Annotated in this window: 13 protein-coding genes; 10 read left to right on the forward strand and 3 right to left on the reverse strand. The window is 65.5% G+C overall.

Annotated elements, in window-relative coordinates:
* Positions 1-42: 42 nt before the first annotated feature.
* Positions 43-1,665 (reverse strand): FAD-dependent monooxygenase, encoded by a 1,623-nt coding sequence (locus tag U8326_RS11475; RefSeq protein ID WP_324740430.1) that lies wholly within the window; start codon positions 1,663-1,665, stop codon positions 43-45.
* A gap of 272 nt (positions 1,666-1,937) precedes the next feature.
* On the opposite strand from U8326_RS11475, the gene U8326_RS11480 reads away from it, so the two are divergent.
* Entirely contained in the window at positions 1,938-2,318 is a 381-nt protein-coding gene (locus tag U8326_RS11480) for an EthD domain-containing protein (RefSeq protein WP_324740432.1), read from the forward strand.
* A 191-nt stretch (positions 2,319-2,509) separates the two neighbouring features.
* Complete coding sequence (locus tag U8326_RS11485) at positions 2,510-3,184, forward strand: response regulator transcription factor (protein WP_324740433.1); 675 nt, start codon at positions 2,510-2,512, stop codon at positions 3,182-3,184.
* Positions 3,185-3,357: 173 nt separating this feature from the next.
* Here the strand turns inward: U8326_RS11485 and U8326_RS11490 are convergent, their stop codons facing one another.
* Together U8326_RS11490 and U8326_RS11495 are read right to left on the reverse strand one after the other, a co-directional pair.
* Complete coding sequence (locus tag U8326_RS11490; protein ID WP_324740435.1) at positions 3,358-6,039, reverse strand: TonB-dependent receptor domain-containing protein; 2,682 nt, start codon at positions 6,037-6,039, stop codon at positions 3,358-3,360.
* Positions 6,040-6,115: 76 nt separating this feature from the next.
* Positions 6,116-7,672 carry a hypothetical protein gene (locus tag U8326_RS11495; protein ID WP_324740436.1) on the reverse strand — a complete coding sequence of 519 codons (1,557 nt, stop codon included), beginning with the start codon at positions 7,670-7,672 and terminating at the stop codon, positions 6,116-6,118.
* Between the two features lie 305 nt (positions 7,673-7,977).
* On the opposite strand from U8326_RS11495, the gene U8326_RS11500 reads away from it, so the two are divergent.
* From U8326_RS11500 to U8326_RS11535, 8 genes are all read left to right on the forward strand, one after another.
* Positions 7,978-8,358 carry a hypothetical protein gene (locus tag U8326_RS11500; RefSeq protein ID WP_324740437.1) on the forward strand — a complete coding sequence of 127 codons (381 nt, stop codon included), beginning with the start codon at positions 7,978-7,980 and terminating at the stop codon, positions 8,356-8,358.
* Between the two features lie 161 nt (positions 8,359-8,519).
* Entirely contained in the window at positions 8,520-9,143 is a 624-nt protein-coding gene (locus U8326_RS11505; protein WP_324740438.1) for a lytic transglycosylase domain-containing protein, read from the forward strand.
* A gap of 3 nt (positions 9,144-9,146) precedes the next feature.
* Positions 9,147-9,449, forward strand: a complete 303-nt coding sequence (locus tag U8326_RS11510; RefSeq protein WP_324740439.1) for a TrbC/VirB2 family protein — start codon at positions 9,147-9,149, stop codon at positions 9,447-9,449.
* Between the two features lie 20 nt (positions 9,450-9,469).
* Entirely contained in the window at positions 9,470-9,751 is a 282-nt protein-coding gene (locus tag U8326_RS11515; RefSeq protein ID WP_324740440.1) for a VirB3 family type IV secretion system protein, read from the forward strand.
* Between the two features lie 12 nt (positions 9,752-9,763).
* On the forward strand, positions 9,764-12,187 hold the full coding sequence (locus U8326_RS11520) for a VirB4 family type IV secretion/conjugal transfer ATPase (protein WP_324740441.1): 2,424 nt from the start codon (positions 9,764-9,766) through the stop codon (positions 12,185-12,187).
* A complete protein-coding gene (locus U8326_RS11525) occupies positions 12,184-13,353 on the forward strand; it encodes a type IV secretion system protein (RefSeq protein WP_324740442.1) in 1,170 nt (389 codons plus the stop codon). The genes U8326_RS11520 and U8326_RS11525 overlap by 4 nt, the downstream gene beginning before the upstream one ends.
* Complete coding sequence (locus U8326_RS11530) at positions 13,350-14,129, forward strand: TrbG/VirB9 family P-type conjugative transfer protein (protein WP_324740443.1); 780 nt, start codon at positions 13,350-13,352, stop codon at positions 14,127-14,129. Before U8326_RS11525 ends, U8326_RS11530 begins: the two co-directional genes overlap by 4 nt.
* 11 nt (positions 14,130-14,140) lie before the next feature.
* The gene (locus U8326_RS11535; protein ID WP_324740444.1) at positions 14,141-15,247 is read left to right on the forward strand and encodes a TrbI/VirB10 family protein; all 1,107 of its coding nucleotides are present in this window, start codon (positions 14,141-14,143) and stop codon (positions 15,245-15,247) included.
* Positions 15,248-15,264: the final 17 nt, after the last annotated feature.

Genomic DNA, 15,264 nt, shown 5'->3' on the forward strand with positions numbered 1-15,264 from the left:
CCCCCTCGGATGCGGGAGTGTCCGCATCCGGGGGGCATAGCCTCAGCGGCCGACCACCAGTTCCAGCAGAGCCTTGGGATCGGCGGGCAATTCGTCCCCGCGCCAGGCGACATGCTGGTCCGGCCGCACCAGCAGCAAATTGCGCTCGTAAATGGCACTCAACTCGGGCTGGCGGAGCTTCAACACGTCCAGAGGGATGCCCAGATCGCTCGCCGCGCGCTCAAGCGGCGCCGTATCGGCATCATCGACAACCACCAGCGTGAAGAACAGGCCCAGCTTGTCGAACAGCGCCGTTCCATCCTTCAGGAACACATGCGGCAGGCGCGATCCCGGCCAAGTGGTGGGCGCATAGGTAAGCGGGTCGATCTCAGGCGCATTCGGCTCATGCGCGATCACCGGAGACTGATCGTAGCGGTAGCCATATTCGACGCCCCAGCTTTCATTCTCGGCATTGCCGAGTTCCCGGATCTTGCGCGCCACTTCGGCGCGCCGGGCATCCGCCTCAGGGCCGTCGCCGAGGAGATCGCCGGCTTTCGCATAGATCTGGCTGATCTGGATGCGCACGCCCATATGACGGCGCGACGCCTCGAGGTGCCACCACGCCGTCGGCCTGCGTTCCAGATCGTAGGCGTCGAGCAATCTCTCACCGCCCCAGCCCAGGATGCGCGCGGCCAGCACCCAGGACAGCGCCGCGGAATCGGCAATGCCGGAGTTCATCCCGTAGCCGCCGGTCGGGATGAACTGGTGGGCGCTGTCGCCCGCCAGCAACGTGCTGTTCTCGCGGTATTTCTCGGCCACCACGAAATGCGCGAACCAGGGATTGGCCTGCAGGATCTCGTAATCGAAATGCGTGCCGACCCAGCCTTCCAGCACGCCTTCCGGCGTCATCTGGTCGGGGTCCATTCCCGGCAGAAGCCAAGCCTGCAGCGTGTAGATGTCGCGATCATTCTGGGCGATGATCGTGCCGCCCCCGTTCTGGAGGTGATAGATCGGCCCCCAGCGCTGCAGCAGCGCGCGGTCGTCGGTCCGGAAATGGACCATATAGGCGCCGGCGACATTCTCCTCGCCCTCCAGCTCGATGCCGAGGCGGCGGCGAACCCGGCTGCCGCCGCCATCGCATCCGGCGACAAAGCGGGAGCGCACTTCGGTGACTTCTTCCGTATCCGAATGCACGATCTGGGCGATCACGCCGTCCGCCCCGTTTTCAACGAAGCCCTCGAAGCGGTGGTTGAAGCGCACATCGACCAGCGGATTTTCGTCGATGGCCGCCTTCAGCACCGGCTCGATCTGGATCTGGCTGACCCGCAGCGGCGCTTGCGCGCCATGGCTGCCGTCATTCTCCTCGCGGATGATGCGGGTCTTCTCCGCGGCGGAAGGATAATGGAACCGATGCAGGTCGTGGCCGACCATATTGGTGATCCACAGGATATCGAAGGCATTCTCGCGCGGCACGCCCGCATCGCGCAGCTTCTCGTCGATGCCGAGCCGGTGGAACAGCTCCATGCTGCGGCCGTTGGTGAGGTCCATCTTCGGATGGCGGGTGGTTTCCGGATTACGCTCCACCAGCATCGAGCGAATGCCGTAGCGGGCCAGATTCAGGGCCAGCGTCATGCCCACCGGGCCGCCGCCCGCGATCAGTACCGGAACCTCTTCAACCTTCGCCATGCGTCATCCTGCTCCCTGGAATATTGTGATCCGACATTGGTATAGCGCGCTGGACAGGCGAATAAATCCCATGCAGATTGCACACCAAATGGTCAGCATTACCTGCGATAATCACCGGCCTGCGTCAACCGGAACCTGCGAGGCGGAGGAAACGGCCCGCCCCCTCGCCACGGCCCGATTACGGCATGACTGCAATGGTTTTTTGACCGAAAGGTGAAATCGACTATCGTGGCGGCAAGGCCGACCTAGACATGGCACTGGGAGAATGAACGATGATCAAGATGGTGGTGGAAGTCTGGAAGAAGCCGGGAATGACCGACGAGCAATTCCGCGAGCGCTGGCTGGTGGAGCACGGCAATCTGGTGAAGAAGCATGCCAAGGCGATGGGCTTCCTGCGTTACATCCAGAGCCACAAGATACCGTCCCCGGATATAGAGGAATTCGCCCGCGGGCGCGGCTGGAAGCCCGCTCCCGACGGGATCACGGAAGTCTGGTGGGAAAGCAAGGAGGCCATGGAAGCCGCGCTTTCCTCGCCCGAAGGCCAGGCGGCCAGCAAGCTGTTCCAGGAGGATGAGGAGCAATTCTGCGATTCCCCGAAGCTGAGCGCCTTCCTGGCCACCGAGGAAACGATCTTCGATTTCGTGGCTGCCTGAACCGGCCAGGCTGAACCGGCAGGCTCGCGCCCGACCGGGCGGGAAACCATTGCCGGCGCATGGCGGGGCCGGGTGTTTATCACCGGGTATCCTTCGCTTTGCGCCGGCACGCGGTTTTTGTCTGTTAGGAGTCATAAACCCGTCATGTCGCGGCTGCATCTGGTTCTCCCAGCAGGGGAAACAGATCAGGAATGCGAGCCATAAACGTCTTCCTTACCAACTCGTTGGGAGACTCTCTCAACGAGTTCGAGCACGATGATCTCCGCGTATCCTTCGCTTCGATGGGAAGCGACGGCCCACGGCAATTGATCGACGGAACCATGCTGGCCTTCGTGGACTGGGTCATGCCCGATATTTCCGGCCTCGAGATGTGCCGGCGGCTGCGGGCCAACCCCGCCACCAGGGGCGCGCATATCACCATGGTGCTGGACCGCGACGATACCGAGGACCGCCGCCGCGCGCTGGATGCCGGCGCCGACAATTACATGATCGGCCCGGTGGACCGGACCGCGATCCTGGATCACATCCTTGCGCTCCATGCCGGGCAGCCGAACCGCCACAGCGCGGCGATCGTCACGCTCGGCGAGTTGAGCCTCGATACGGCCAGCTTCCTGGCGCGCTGGAGAGGCAAATCGATCGATCTGCGCTCCAACCAGTTCCGCCTGCTGCGTTTCTTCGCGGAACGCCCGAACCAGCTGCTCACCCGCAGGGAAGTGATTGAGGGGCTGGGCAAGCTGGACCAGGTGGCGGACGAGCGCACGGTGGACGTGTGGGTGAAGCGGCTGCGGCGCAGCCTGAAGGAAGCGGGCGTGGGCAATCCGCTGCGCACCGTTCACGGCAAGGGCTACGTGCTGGACCTGCCCTGATACCGCCACGGGCGGTAATCCCCCCTGACGCCGCCCCGGGCGGCCTTCCGATCTGAAACTGCCTGATGAAACAAAACACGGCCCGGCGGATTTCCGCCCGGGCCGTTCGTCTTGCCGCATTCGTCAGCCATACATCCCGGCACCGCGCGGGGCGATGCCGGGAGGGAGAGTATCTAGAACTTCGCCGACGCGGACAGCGAGAACTTGCGGCCGATATCGTAGCTGTTCACGTCGATCCGCGTCTCGCCCGTCGATTGATATTCTTCATGCCGCTGGTTGAAGATGTTGCGGGCCTCGAACTTCCATTCGGTGCCGATCCCGAACAGCTTGATCCCCTGGCGAGCCACGAAGTCCACCGTGATGCCGGGCTTTTCGATCACATCGGGCAGATTGCCGTCGCCACGGCCCACGACACGCTTGCTGGCATAGCTGACGAGGATCGTCTGCTGCGAGAGCGAGTCGGTGTCTTCCAGGCCGAACTGGAGATTGGCGATGTGATCGGACTGGCCGGTCAGCGGGGCGCCATCCTGGAAGAAGTTGCTGGCCGGGCGCGGTTCCGAAGGATAGACGCGGACCAGGTCGTCCGCCCCGATCTTCAGCTCCGACTTGGTGTAGGTGTAGTTGGCGATCGCCACCAGACGCCTGGTCGAGAACAATCCCCCCTGATCGGAAAGATCGATATATTTCTGCACTTCCAGCTCGGCGCCATAGAGCCTTGCCTTCGGGGCGTTGGCGAAGCCGCCGCGCGATTCATTGTCGCCGAACGAGACGAAGGTTTCGATCGGGTTCTTGATATCCTTGTAGAAGCCGGCCAGCGAGATGCGCTCGTCGCGGCCCGGATAATATTCGATCCGGGCTTCGGCGTTCTTCAGTTCGCTGTCCACCAGATACGGATTGCCGCGATAGGAGCGGTTGGATTCCGGATCGAAATAGAGCTGGAAGATCAACTCGCGGAATTGCGGGCGGGCAATCGTCTTGGATGCGTTGAAGCGCAACTGCAGCTGCGGGCTGACTTCCCAGGTCAGCGTCGCGGCGGGCAGCCAGTAGTCATTCGCGAGCGCGGTGCTGGCGTCCGAAGTGATCGCATCGGCGAACACCTGGATCGGGCTGACGGTCTGCTTCGCATCCTCGTAGCGAACGCCGATATCCAGGCTGACCGAATCGATCGGCTCCCAGTTTGCCTTGATGTATCCGGCGTGGATTTCCAGATCGGCCTCGAAGGCCGGAGTGGCCTGGGTCGATTCGATCACGTCGATGCCGAAATTCTCGACCGTGAAGGGCCGCACCAGCAGGTCCGGCCGCCACAGGCCGACATAGGTCGGCATGGTGGTGGGCGCGATAATCAGGAATTCGCGGCGCGAGGATTCGCGATGGGTGTCGGTATAGGCGTAACCCGCCGTCAGGCTCAGGCGCGGAGCCACCAGATAGCTGATATCGGCGCCGCCATACCACAGATCCTCGTCCAGATCGGAAAAGGCGACGGAAGCCGCGCCGGTCTGCCCGTTGTTGAGCAGGTTGAGATAGACTCCGCCATAGGGGCTATTGGGGTTGTTGGTGCGCACATAGTTGAAGTTGGTTTCGAACGGCGCCTCGCGCTTGCTCTTGGCATAGCCGCCGCGCAGGTCGATCCCGAATTCGCCGAAGCGCAGTTCCCCGACCACCTGGCTGTCGAACAGCTGCCGCTCGAACCATGCCGTATCCTGAATGATCCGGTCGAAGCCCGAATCGACATCCCGGCCCGAAGCGAAGCGGGTCTGCTTGAGGGTGTCGTGAATATAGAGGTTGGTCCAGCGCAGCTTGTGGTCGCCAAGCTCCACGCCGATGCCGAGCAAGCCGTTGAGCGTGATCTTGTTGTCGGTGTTGACGGAGCGGTAATCGCCATCCAGCACGGTCAGGTCGGCAACCAGCGAGGATTGCTGGATCGTGTCGCGCGTATCCCATTCATTGCTGTAGGACAGGGTGGCGACCACGCCGACCCGCGCGTCCCCGGCGTCGAAGGCGGTCCCGCCCGTGATCGAGCCGGAGAAATTGGCGGGAATATCGTTGTTGCGCTGGACAACGGCCAGGCTGGGCTTGACCAGCGCGCCGGTGATCGCGGCCGAATTGACGTTCGGGTCACCGATGCGCAGGCCGCCCGAGAAATAGTCCTTCAACGCGCCCGGAATGTTGCGGACGCCATTGCCGTAGCCGGTCCAGTCCGAGCCGGAACCGTAATGGGTATAGCCGAGCTTGCCGGTGGTTTCGCTGTCGGCGGAGATGCCGCCGCCCACCGAAAGGAAGGATTCATCCGGCACCGCGATGGTGGTGAGATTGATCACGCCGCCGCCGAACTCACCCGGGAAATTGGCCGAATAGCTCTTCTGCACCAGTGACGAAGCCACGACGTTGGTGGGGAAAAGATCGAGCGGAACGACGCGGCGCAGGGGTTCCGGGCTGGGAAGCGGAAGACCGTTCAGCAGCGCCAGCGAATAACGGTCGCCCAAGCCGCGGACATAGACGAAGCCGCTGCCAACCACGGAAAGGCCGGTCACGCGGCCGAGGGCGCCGGCGATGTCGCCTTCGCCGGTGCGCGCGATGTCCTCGGTCGAAAGCACCGAGACCACCTGATCCGCGCTGCGCGTCACATTCTGGGTGCGGCGGCCGGTAACCAGGATCTCGCCGGGCACCGAGATGTCCGGACCTCTGGCCGCGCGTTCCTCGGCGGCGTCTTGCGCGGGATCGTCTGCAGGAACAGCCGTTTCCTCGGTTGGCTGCGGCGGCATCGCGGTGCCCGAATCCTGGGCGAAGGCGAAACCCGGCGCGACCAGCGCGGTGGTAAGGAGCAGCGTGCGGCTCAGCCAAGACGGCGTAATCATAGTAACCCCCGGTAATTCAAATGCGAAAGAGGGGGCGGCCACCCGTGCAGCCGCCCCCGTCATTCGAAGCGGCCCGTCAGGTGACCGGCGAGGTGGTGCAGGCCTTGTTGCTTGCACCGAGGTTCGCGGCGGCGCTGTTGCAGGTCCAGCCGGTGTACCAGGTGTCGGAGCTGTCGCGGACAGCGCCGATATAGCTGGTGTTGTCGAAGAAGCTCGAGATCGTGCTAGCGTTGAAGGGGGTCACCGCACTCTCGTTCGAGCCGTTGATGAAGCCCGAAGCAAGCGTTGTGGTGAAATTGGCATTGTTGTTGGTGCCGGCGTTGAAGATGCTCTGCACATCAGCCTCGGTTACGCCATCCGTGCCCAGGAAGGCCGGGCTGGCGCACTGCATGACCACCGAGCGGAATTCCGGCGGGCCATTCTCGTCGGTGCCGGTCTGCTGGATCGTGTCAGCCAGGCTCAGACGCAAGCAGCTGCGGTTGGGGCTGTGAACCACCGTGTTGAGCAGCTTGTAGTCCGCGCCGCCGCGGATGAGCATGGCGGCATTGTTGGAGCCTGCGGTGCTGCGCTGGATGAAGGTGGCGTTGGAGACCACCGTGTCCTGACGCGGCGTGTGGCCGGTGCTGGAATTGTTGGTATCGGCCTCGATCATCGAGTCGCCCTGGCCTTCGCGCTGGATGGACAGGACATACTGGAACTGGGCCTGCACACCGGTATCGGTGTCGAGAACATCGTCCTCGGCGCCGACGGCGACAAGATATTTCGCGTTGACCACGCCGCCGAAGAACTCGAACGCGTCGTCGGAGCTGTTGAAGCTCATGATGTGGCTGAGTTCGGTGCCGCTGCCGGTGCCGCCCGTGGTGAGCGACTGCAATTCCGAGTTGGCCGAAAGGACGAAGCCGGAATAGCGGATCTGGACATATTGCAGCTTGCCGCTGCTGTCGGTCGGCGTGGCGCCGCCGTACAGAGCCGGATCGGGCGAACCTTCGGTATCGCGCTCGCAATCCACGGTGCCCGGAGTCGCGCCGCCTGCGGCGCAATCGGTGATCGGCGCGCGGCCAAGCAGAACCACGCCGCCCCACTGCTGCGAGCTGTCGTCCGTGGCGTTGCCGAGGACGTTCTGTTCGCTGGTGAAGATGACCGGCTGGGTGGCGGTGCCGACCGCATTGATCTTGTTGGCGCGGTTCACGACCAGATAGGACAGGCCGGTGCCGGCATAGACCACCACGCCGGGCTCGATCGTCAGCGTGACATTGGTGTCGTTGGCCGAAGCGGTCGGGCCGCCGTCGGTGCCCACGTCCACGCGGCCGTTCATGCGGTAGGCCACGCCGGAGATATAGGGAAGCGTGGTGGAGGCGGTGAAACGGCGCGGAAGGGTGCAGACCCGCACCGTGCCACCCGGGACGTTCAGCACGCCGCTGTCGGTCAGGCCATCGGAGATGGTCGGGCAGCTGGCAGCCGCGGTTACCGGCGAAGCTCCGCCGGTCGGGCTGGGCGCGGGCGAAGGCGTCGGCGTCGGATTGTTGATGATGATGTCACCGCCCGAGCCGGGCGAAGCGATTTCGTCTGCTCCGCACGCACTAAGGGCGAGCACGCTGCAGCACAGAACAAGCGGGCGATGGAATTTTGTCACGATGGGTGGTCCCCTGAAAAACCGTAGAATCGGATGCGAACACTATCGCGGGGCTTCGGCTAGTCTCCGGACGTGACAGTTTCTTTTCAAAATACGTCAATTTGGTCAGCGGCTTATAAAAGGCATATTAATGACGATTATGACATTATTGCCTCTCCTCACCGTCTCTCGCCGCAGCCCGGCATAAATTCGAGTCGATGGGCTGAAATGCTGTTTGTTTCGTTTTTATGACAATATTTCATTTTTATTGCGATGAGGCGCGAGAGCGATCATTCTCCACGGGCAAGCAATGATTATGGAGAGTGATGATGACTGGATTTGCTGTTCTGGCTTCCGCCATCCTGGCACAGGCCCCGATCGTGGCGGCGACCCATCAGCCTGCCGAACCGGCCGAGGTCGATGTGGCCTATTCGGAACTGGCCGCGGGAATGCCCGCGGCGGCCGAAGCGCGGATCGAAGCCAACCGCTCGCTGGATGCGCGCGATCCCGCCCGGCTCATCAATCTGGGCGCCGCCCATGCCGCCCAGGGCCGGACCGCGCAGGCCGAAGCCATGTTCAAGGCCGCGATCCTCAGCGACCGGCAATACGAGCTTGAGCTGGCTGACGGGCGCTGGGTGGATTCGCGCGTCGCCGCGCGGATGGCGCTGGCCGAGCTGAAGCGGAGCGATCGGCTGGCGGCACGCTGAACGCCGGGGTTTCCGGGCGCCCTTTATCCGGCGCCCGATCCCGCCAATAGCCCCATACTATAAAGCCTTGGATCGGGCGCGCCCGGCATTGCCCGTCCGAGGCGCAATTTTATCGGGCGTTTTGTAACAGACCTGTCACGAGAAGTGCCCATCAGGCGCTGATGACGCGTTTGACGATTCTCGGGGTAGGCTGTGGTGCCATCGCCGCCGTGGCGGCTGGGCTTGGAACAGCCCCTGCCGCCCGGGCCGATGTGCTTGAAGTAAGCTATGGCGGCCACCGCTGGATCGCGGGCGGCGGCCAGCTTGCCGAACCATCCGATGCCGGGGCCGCCCCCGATGCAGCGGAAATCGAATTGCCCACGGCCCTGGCCGACAGCGGCACGCCCCGCCTCGCGATCCCGCCCGCCTATGCCGAGAAAGTGCGGGAACTGTCGGCCCGCTTCGACCTCAGCCCTGCCCTCATCGAAGCGCTGGTCTGGCAGGAAAGCCGCTGGCGCGCGAACGCCGTTTCGCCCGCCGGGGCAAGGGGCCTTGCCCAGCTGATGCCCGGCACGGCCCGCGAACTGGGCGTCGATCCGTCCGACCCCTATGCCAACCTGGAAGGGGGCGCGCGTTACCTGCGCGCGCAGCTTGACCGATTCGACGGCGACGTGGAGAAGGCCCTGGCCGCCTACAATGCCGGGCCCGGCCGCGTGATCGCCGCCAACGGCATCCCGCGCATCCGCGAAACCCAACATTATGTCACGGCCATATTCGGCCGTCTGTCCGACCATTCCCGGAGATAGACCATGCGTGCCCTTCGCCTTCTTGCTGCCGTTCCCGCCCTGGCCATGCCGGCCGCCGCCCATGCGCAGGCGGCCAATCCGCAAGGCTCCGGCCCGATCGTGGCCGCGCTGGCCTGGCTTCAGGGAACCCTGCTGGGCAATGTCGCCACCGCCGTCGCCGTGATGGCCGTGGCCGCCGTCGGCTTCCTGATGCTGACCGGGCGGCTCAACTGGCGCTTCGGCGCAACGGTGATCGTGGGCTGCTTCATCCTGTTCGGCGCGGCCTCGATCGTTTCGGGCATCCAGTCCGCCGCGGCGGTGGGCTGAAGGCGGGGCTGCGCGGAATCATGGAACTCGTCCGCTATCCGGTCCATCGCGCCCTGACCCGGCCGCAGATGTTTGCCGGAGTGACATACAGCTATTTCGTCATCAACGCGGCGCTGACCACGGAGCTGTTCCTCATCACGGGCAGCTTCCTGGCCCTGCCGGCGGCGCTGCTGATCCATGGCATCGGCTATTTCGCGTGCCTGCGCGAGCCGCGCATCTTCGATCTCTGGATCACCAAGGTCAGCCGCTGTCCGCGCGTGCGGAACTGGAAGCAGTGGGGCTGCAACAGCTATGCGGCATAAGGGGCGACAAGCATGAGCAAATGGATCGGCGCCGCCGCATGGAACGCCAAGGAAGCCCGCGCGGGCGATCGCCTGCCCTATGCGCGGCTGGTGGACGAGCATTGCGTCATGCTGCGCGACGGCTCGCTGATGGCGGCGATCCAGGTTCCCGGCCTGCTGTTCGAAACCGAGGACAGCTCCGCCCTGAACGCCCACACCGCATCCCGCGAAATCCTGCTGCGCAGCTCGCTGGACGCGCGTTTCGTGCTCTACCACCATGTCATCCGCCGCCGCGTGGATGTGCAGCTGAACGCGGAATTCGATGATCCGCTGTCGGCGCATATCGACCAGCGCTGGCGCGAGCGGCTGGCCGGCGGCTCGCTGTTCATCAACGACCAGTTCATCACCATCGTCCGCCGCCCCGCCAAGGGCAAGGCCGGCCTGGCCGAACGCGTCTCGAAACTCTGGCAGCGCAAGGGCGGAAAGGAAATCGAGGCCGATCCCAAGGATTTGCGCGCGCTGCGCGCGGCGGCAAGCGGCCTGATCGCCTCGCTGGGCAGCTATGGCGCTCAATTGCTGGGCGATTACGAGGCTGCGGGGGGCATGGTCTGCTCCGAAGTGCTCGAATTGCTGAGCGCTCTCTACAATGGCGAGATGCGCCCCGTGCGCCGCCCCATGGAAGATACCGACATCGGGCACATGCTGCCCTACCGCCGGATCAGCTTCGGGCTGGACGCGATGGAACTGCGCGGCGGGCAAGGCACCGACTTCGCCGCCATGCTCTCGCTCAAGGACTATCCGGACGCGACCCCTCCCGGTCTGCTCGATGCGCTACTGCGCCTGCCGTGCGAGTTGATCGTGACCGAAAGTTTCGCCCCCGCCGAGCGCCAGACCGCGCGGGAACGGATGGATCTGGCGATCCGCCGCCTGCGATCCGCAGACGAGGAAGCGGTGGCGGAACGGCATGAGATGCTGGCCGCGCGCGACGCGCTCGGCACCGGCGCGGTCGGTTTCGGCGACCATCACCTGAGCGTGCTAGTGCGCGAAAGCGACCTTGCCCGGCTGGACGATGCCTGCGCCGCCTGCGCCGCCGCCCTGGCCGACAGCGGGGCCATCGCCGTGCGCGAGGACACCAATCTGGAACCGGCCTTCTGGGGCCAGTTCCCCGGCAATGAAGCCTATCTGGTGCGCCGGGCGATGATCTCCACCGCCAACATGGCCAGCTTCTGCTCGCTGCACGGCTTCGCCCTGGGGCAGGCCGGCGGCAATCACTGGGGCGATGCCGTGACCTTGCTGGAAACGACCAGCGCGACGCCCTTCTTCTTCAATTTCCACCACGGCGATCTCGGCAATTTCTCGGTGATCGGGCCGTCCGGATCGGGCAAGACCGTGGTGATGAATTTCCTCGCCGCACAGGCGCAGAAATTCAATCCCCGCACGATCCTGTTCGACAAGGACCGCGGCGCGGAACTGTTCATTCGCGGCATCGGCGGCCGGTATGACCGGATCGCGGCGGGGCATCCCACCGGCTTCAACCCGCTTGCCCTGCCCGACAGCCCCGCCAGCCGGGCGTTCCTGCGCGACTGGCTGGGCGTGCTGCTGAAGGCCGAGGGGCCTGAGGAACTGGCCACCATTTCCCATGCGGTGGATGCGGCCTATTCCCACGACGGTTCGCTGCGCCGCCTGCGCCATTTCCGCGAATTGCTGGCCGGCGCCCGCCGCCCGCAACCCGGCGATCTCGCGGATCGCCTGTCCCCGTGGATCGAAGGCGGCGAGCATGGCTGGCTGTTCGACAATGCGGTGGACCGGCTCGATCTGTCGCATCGCGTGCTCGGCTTCGACATGACCGCACTGCTGGAAGCGCCGCGCCTGCGCACTCCGGTGATGATGTATCTGTTCCATCGCATCGACGAGCGGCTGGACGGCCATCCCACCATGATCCTGATCGACGAAGGCTGGAAGGCGCTGGATGACGAGGTCTTCGCCGCCCGCATCCGGGACTGGCTGAAAACCTTGCGCAAGCGCAACGCGCTGGTCGGGTTCGCGACCCAGAGCGCGCGCGATGCGCTCGACAGCCGCATTTCCACGGCGCTGGTCGAACAGACCGCGACCATGGTGTTCATGCCCAATGCCCGCGCCCGGTCGGAGGATTATTGCGAAGGGTTCGGCCTCACCCTGCATGAGCTGGAACTGATCCGCACCCTGCCCACGCACAGCCGCTGCTTCCTGGTGCGCCAGCCGGACGCATCCGTGGTGGTGCGGCTCGACCTGTCCGGCGCGCCCGAAGTGCTGACGATCCTGTCGGGCCGCGAAAGCGCGGTGCGCCGCCTCGACCTGCTGCGCGAAGCGGTGGGCGATGAGCCGGCCGCCTGGTATCCGACACTGACCGGCCATCCCTGGCCGGGCGGCGAAGCGGATGGCGACGCCGGCTTTCCCGCATGGGCGGCCGCCGAATGAGCGCGGCCTGCGACATAGCCCGGGCCGAAGTCGGCAACGGCGTCGCCGCCGCGCTGCGCGGGGTGGATTGCGTTGCCGGTGAAATGACGCAAACCGCCTTCGGCAGGCTGTTCGGCTCCGGCGGGGCGCTGGTGCCCGCCCTCACCATCCTGCTGACGCTTTATGTCGCCTTTTTCGCGATTTCGCTGCTGACCGGCCGCAGCCGCCTCGGCGTGAGCGCGCTGACCCCGCGCATGATGACGCTGGGCCTTGTCCTCACCTTCGCCACGAGTTGGGTCGCCTATCAAAGCGTCGTCTGGAATCTCGCCACCGGCGCGCCGGACCAGATCGCGTCCATCATTGCCGGAAGCCAGGGATCGGCGACGACGCTGTTCGCCGACAAGATCGACATCGTGTTCGCCGCGATCGCGGAAGCGACCGAGGGTCAGGCCGAGGCCAGTGCAGGCACGTTCTCTCCGCCCAATCTGCTGTGGCTGGGGGCGATGCTGTTCCTGCTCGGCACCGTGGGCGTGCTGGTCACATCGCGGATCGCGCTTGCCGTGCTCATCGCCGTCGGCCCAGCCTTCGTCATCCTGGCCTTGTTCCAGGGCACGCGCGGGCTGTTCGTGGGCTGGCTTCGCGCCGTGGCGATGCTGGCGCTTGCCCCGCTGTTCGCGGTGCTGGCGGGCAGCCTGATGCTCGAACTGGCGGTGCCGGTGATCGCCAGCCTCGTCGACCTCGACGGGAAGATAAACCCGCGCGCGGCCATGGCCTTCTTCCTGGTCGGCGCCGTCCATGTCGCGCTGATGGTGCTGGTGATGCGCACGGCCGGAACCATGGTGGCCGGATGGCGGATATTCGGTCTGGCCGGAAAGGCCAGCGACGATGGCCGCACCGAAGCGCGCCCGGCATCCGTCCCCGCCCGCCCGGCCGCGCTTGCCCCCGCCCCGGCGGCGAGTTCGCCCGCCGCGGCAACGGCTCGCAGCATCGCCATATCCGGGGTGCCGGCTTCGGCCCCGGCAAACGATGCCGGGCCTGGCGGCATCCGTCGCGAAATCCGCTTCGATTCGCGCGGCATCGGCGAAGCGCCGGTTTCCGCGGCATCCTCATCCTCCCCTTCACGCGCGCGCGGGGTCGGCAGCCGCTTCCGCGCCACGCCTGCCCGCTTTACGGAGAAATCCCGATGATCCGCGCAATCGCGCCCCTGGCGCTTGCCTTGACCCTTGCCGCCCAGCCCGCCTTCGCTGGGGACCAGCGCCTTGTCGAGCGGGTCTACGATCCGGCTCAGGTGGTGCGGATCGAAGGGCGGACCAATGTCCAGGCGACCATCGTGTTCGGCGAGAGCGAACTGATCGAGAATGTCGCGATCGGAGATTCCGCCTCCTGGCAGGTCACGCCCAACAAGCGGGCCAACCTGCTGTTCGTGAAGCCGCTGGAAGCGAAGGCTTCCACCAATATGACGGTGGTGACCAACCGCCGCACCTATCTGTTCGATCTGGTGGCTAGCCCCTCCTCGAAGCCGCTTTACGTCCTGCGCTTCACCTATCCGCAGGACCCGAAGGAAGCGCAGGCGTCGGCGCTGGCGGAAGGTCCGAACGATCTCGAGATGACGGCCGCCAGCGATCCCTACGCGGTCAAGGACCCGGCCAGCCTCAATTTTTCCTGGACCAGCAAGGGCAACCGCAAGCTGGTTCCCTCGCGAATCTACGACGATGGCGACGCGACATTCCTGACCTGGCCGAACGGCAGTCCCGTCCCGGCGATACTGATCGCCAATGAGGAAGGGGTGGAAGGCCCTGTCAATTACACGGTCCGGGGCGACACCGTGGTGGTCGACGGCGTGCCGCGTGAGATCATCCTCCGATCCGGCCGCGACAATGCGGTCCTGATCAACCAGCAACCAGAACGCAACGCAATGTCCCGGACGGACGCTGCGCTTGCCCGCGCCGGGGAGTCCAACTGATGCGCCTTGCCATGCGTTTGCCGGAAAAGAAGGCCGGAGAAGCCGCGAACGATCGCGACCCGCGCGAGGGGATGTCGGCCGAGATCATAGATCTTGCCAGCCGCAACGCTTTCCCCGCCGTCACCCAGCGCAAGGGCAAGTCCGATGCCCTGGGTCTGGCCGCCGGAATCGGCATCGTCGGCCTGCTCGGCGCGATCACGCTCTGGAGCATGGATACCGCCCGCGTTGCCAGCGAGGCCGGCCCGGCCCAGCAGGCGACCGTGCAGCCGGCCGGCAATCCCGCCCCTGCGCCCACGCAAGGCGCGGACGAACAGAAGCCGCAACCGCGCGTTGCGGCCCCGGCAGCTCCGCAAGCCGACCCCGCGCCGCAGGCCGTGCTGGCCAACCCGCCCGCCACCGCGCTGGCCCCGGCCAGCAACCCGCACGCTTCGCCCACCGTTGTGTTCGATGCGGGCGCCATGCCGGTTCCGCTGGTGGGGCCGGAACCAGGCGAAGCCGCCAAGACGGGCAATTCCGCTTCCGATTTCGCGAGCCGGATCGGCGGTGTGGGCGGCGCCCCGGCACAGGCGACCGCGATGGTCGACCCGGCCACCACCGTGACCCAGGGCACGCTGATCCCGGCCATTCTGGAAACCGCGATCAATACCGATGTTCCGGGCTATGTCCGGGCGGTCGTCAGCAGCGATGTGCGCTCCTTCGACGGCACGCGCATCCTCGTGCCGCGCAGTTCGCGCCTTGTCGGCCAATACCAGAGCGGCCTTCAAGGGGGGCAGAAGCGCGCCTATGTGATCTGGACGCGGCTGATCCGCCCGGATGGCGTATCCGTTGCCCTCGCTTCGCCCGGAACCGATTTCTCCGGCACCGCCGGGCTGCCCGGCAAGGTCAACAGCCACTTCTTCAAGCGCTTCGGTTCGGCCATGCTGCTTTCGGTCGTCGGAGGCCTGAGCACCATCGCCAGCGGCGGGTCTTCCGTGATCCTGGGCGGGGGCCAGAGCGCCGCCGCCGCCGCGGTGACGCAGGACAGCCAGATCGGCCCCACCGTGCGGGTGCGCCAGGGGGAACCGATCCGCGTGTTTACCGCGCGCGATCTCGATTTCTCCCGCGTGGCCACGCAGTGAGCGCAGCGCTGCACCAG

Origin of the sequence: Tsuneonella sp. CC-YZS046, from assembly GCF_035581365.1 — a bacterium.
Lineage (GTDB): Bacteria > Pseudomonadota > Alphaproteobacteria > Sphingomonadales > Sphingomonadaceae > JAWKXU01.

Bases quoted from the DNA above. Each gene is read 5' to 3' on its own strand.
- U8326_RS11490 (WP_324740435.1), bottom strand. From the start codon at position 6,039: ATGATTACGCCGTCTTGGCTGAGCCGCACGCTGCTCCTTACCACCGCG.
- U8326_RS11530 (WP_324740443.1), top strand. From the start codon at position 13,350: ATGATCCGCGCAATCGCGCCCCTGGCGCTTGCCTTGACCCTTGCCGCC.
- U8326_RS11515 (WP_324740440.1), top strand. From the start codon at position 9,470: ATGGAACTCGTCCGCTATCCGGTCCATCGCGCCCTGACCCGGCCGCAG.
- U8326_RS11510 (WP_324740439.1), top strand. From the start codon at position 9,147: ATGCGTGCCCTTCGCCTTCTTGCTGCCGTTCCCGCCCTGGCCATGCCG.
- U8326_RS11480 (WP_324740432.1), top strand. From the start codon at position 1,938: ATGATCAAGATGGTGGTGGAAGTCTGGAAGAAGCCGGGAATGACCGAC.
- U8326_RS11475 (WP_324740430.1), bottom strand. From the start codon at position 1,665: ATGGCGAAGGTTGAAGAGGTTCCGGTACTGATCGCGGGCGGCGGCCCG.
- U8326_RS11505 (WP_324740438.1), top strand. From the start codon at position 8,520: ATGACGCGTTTGACGATTCTCGGGGTAGGCTGTGGTGCCATCGCCGCC.
- U8326_RS11500 (WP_324740437.1), top strand. From the start codon at position 7,978: ATGATGACTGGATTTGCTGTTCTGGCTTCCGCCATCCTGGCACAGGCC.
- U8326_RS11535 (WP_324740444.1), top strand. From the start codon at position 14,141: ATGCGTTTGCCGGAAAAGAAGGCCGGAGAAGCCGCGAACGATCGCGAC.
- U8326_RS11520 (WP_324740441.1), top strand. From the start codon at position 9,764: ATGAGCAAATGGATCGGCGCCGCCGCATGGAACGCCAAGGAAGCCCGC.
- U8326_RS11525 (WP_324740442.1), top strand. From the start codon at position 12,184: ATGAGCGCGGCCTGCGACATAGCCCGGGCCGAAGTCGGCAACGGCGTC.
- U8326_RS11485 (WP_324740433.1), top strand. From the start codon at position 2,510: ATGCGAGCCATAAACGTCTTCCTTACCAACTCGTTGGGAGACTCTCTC.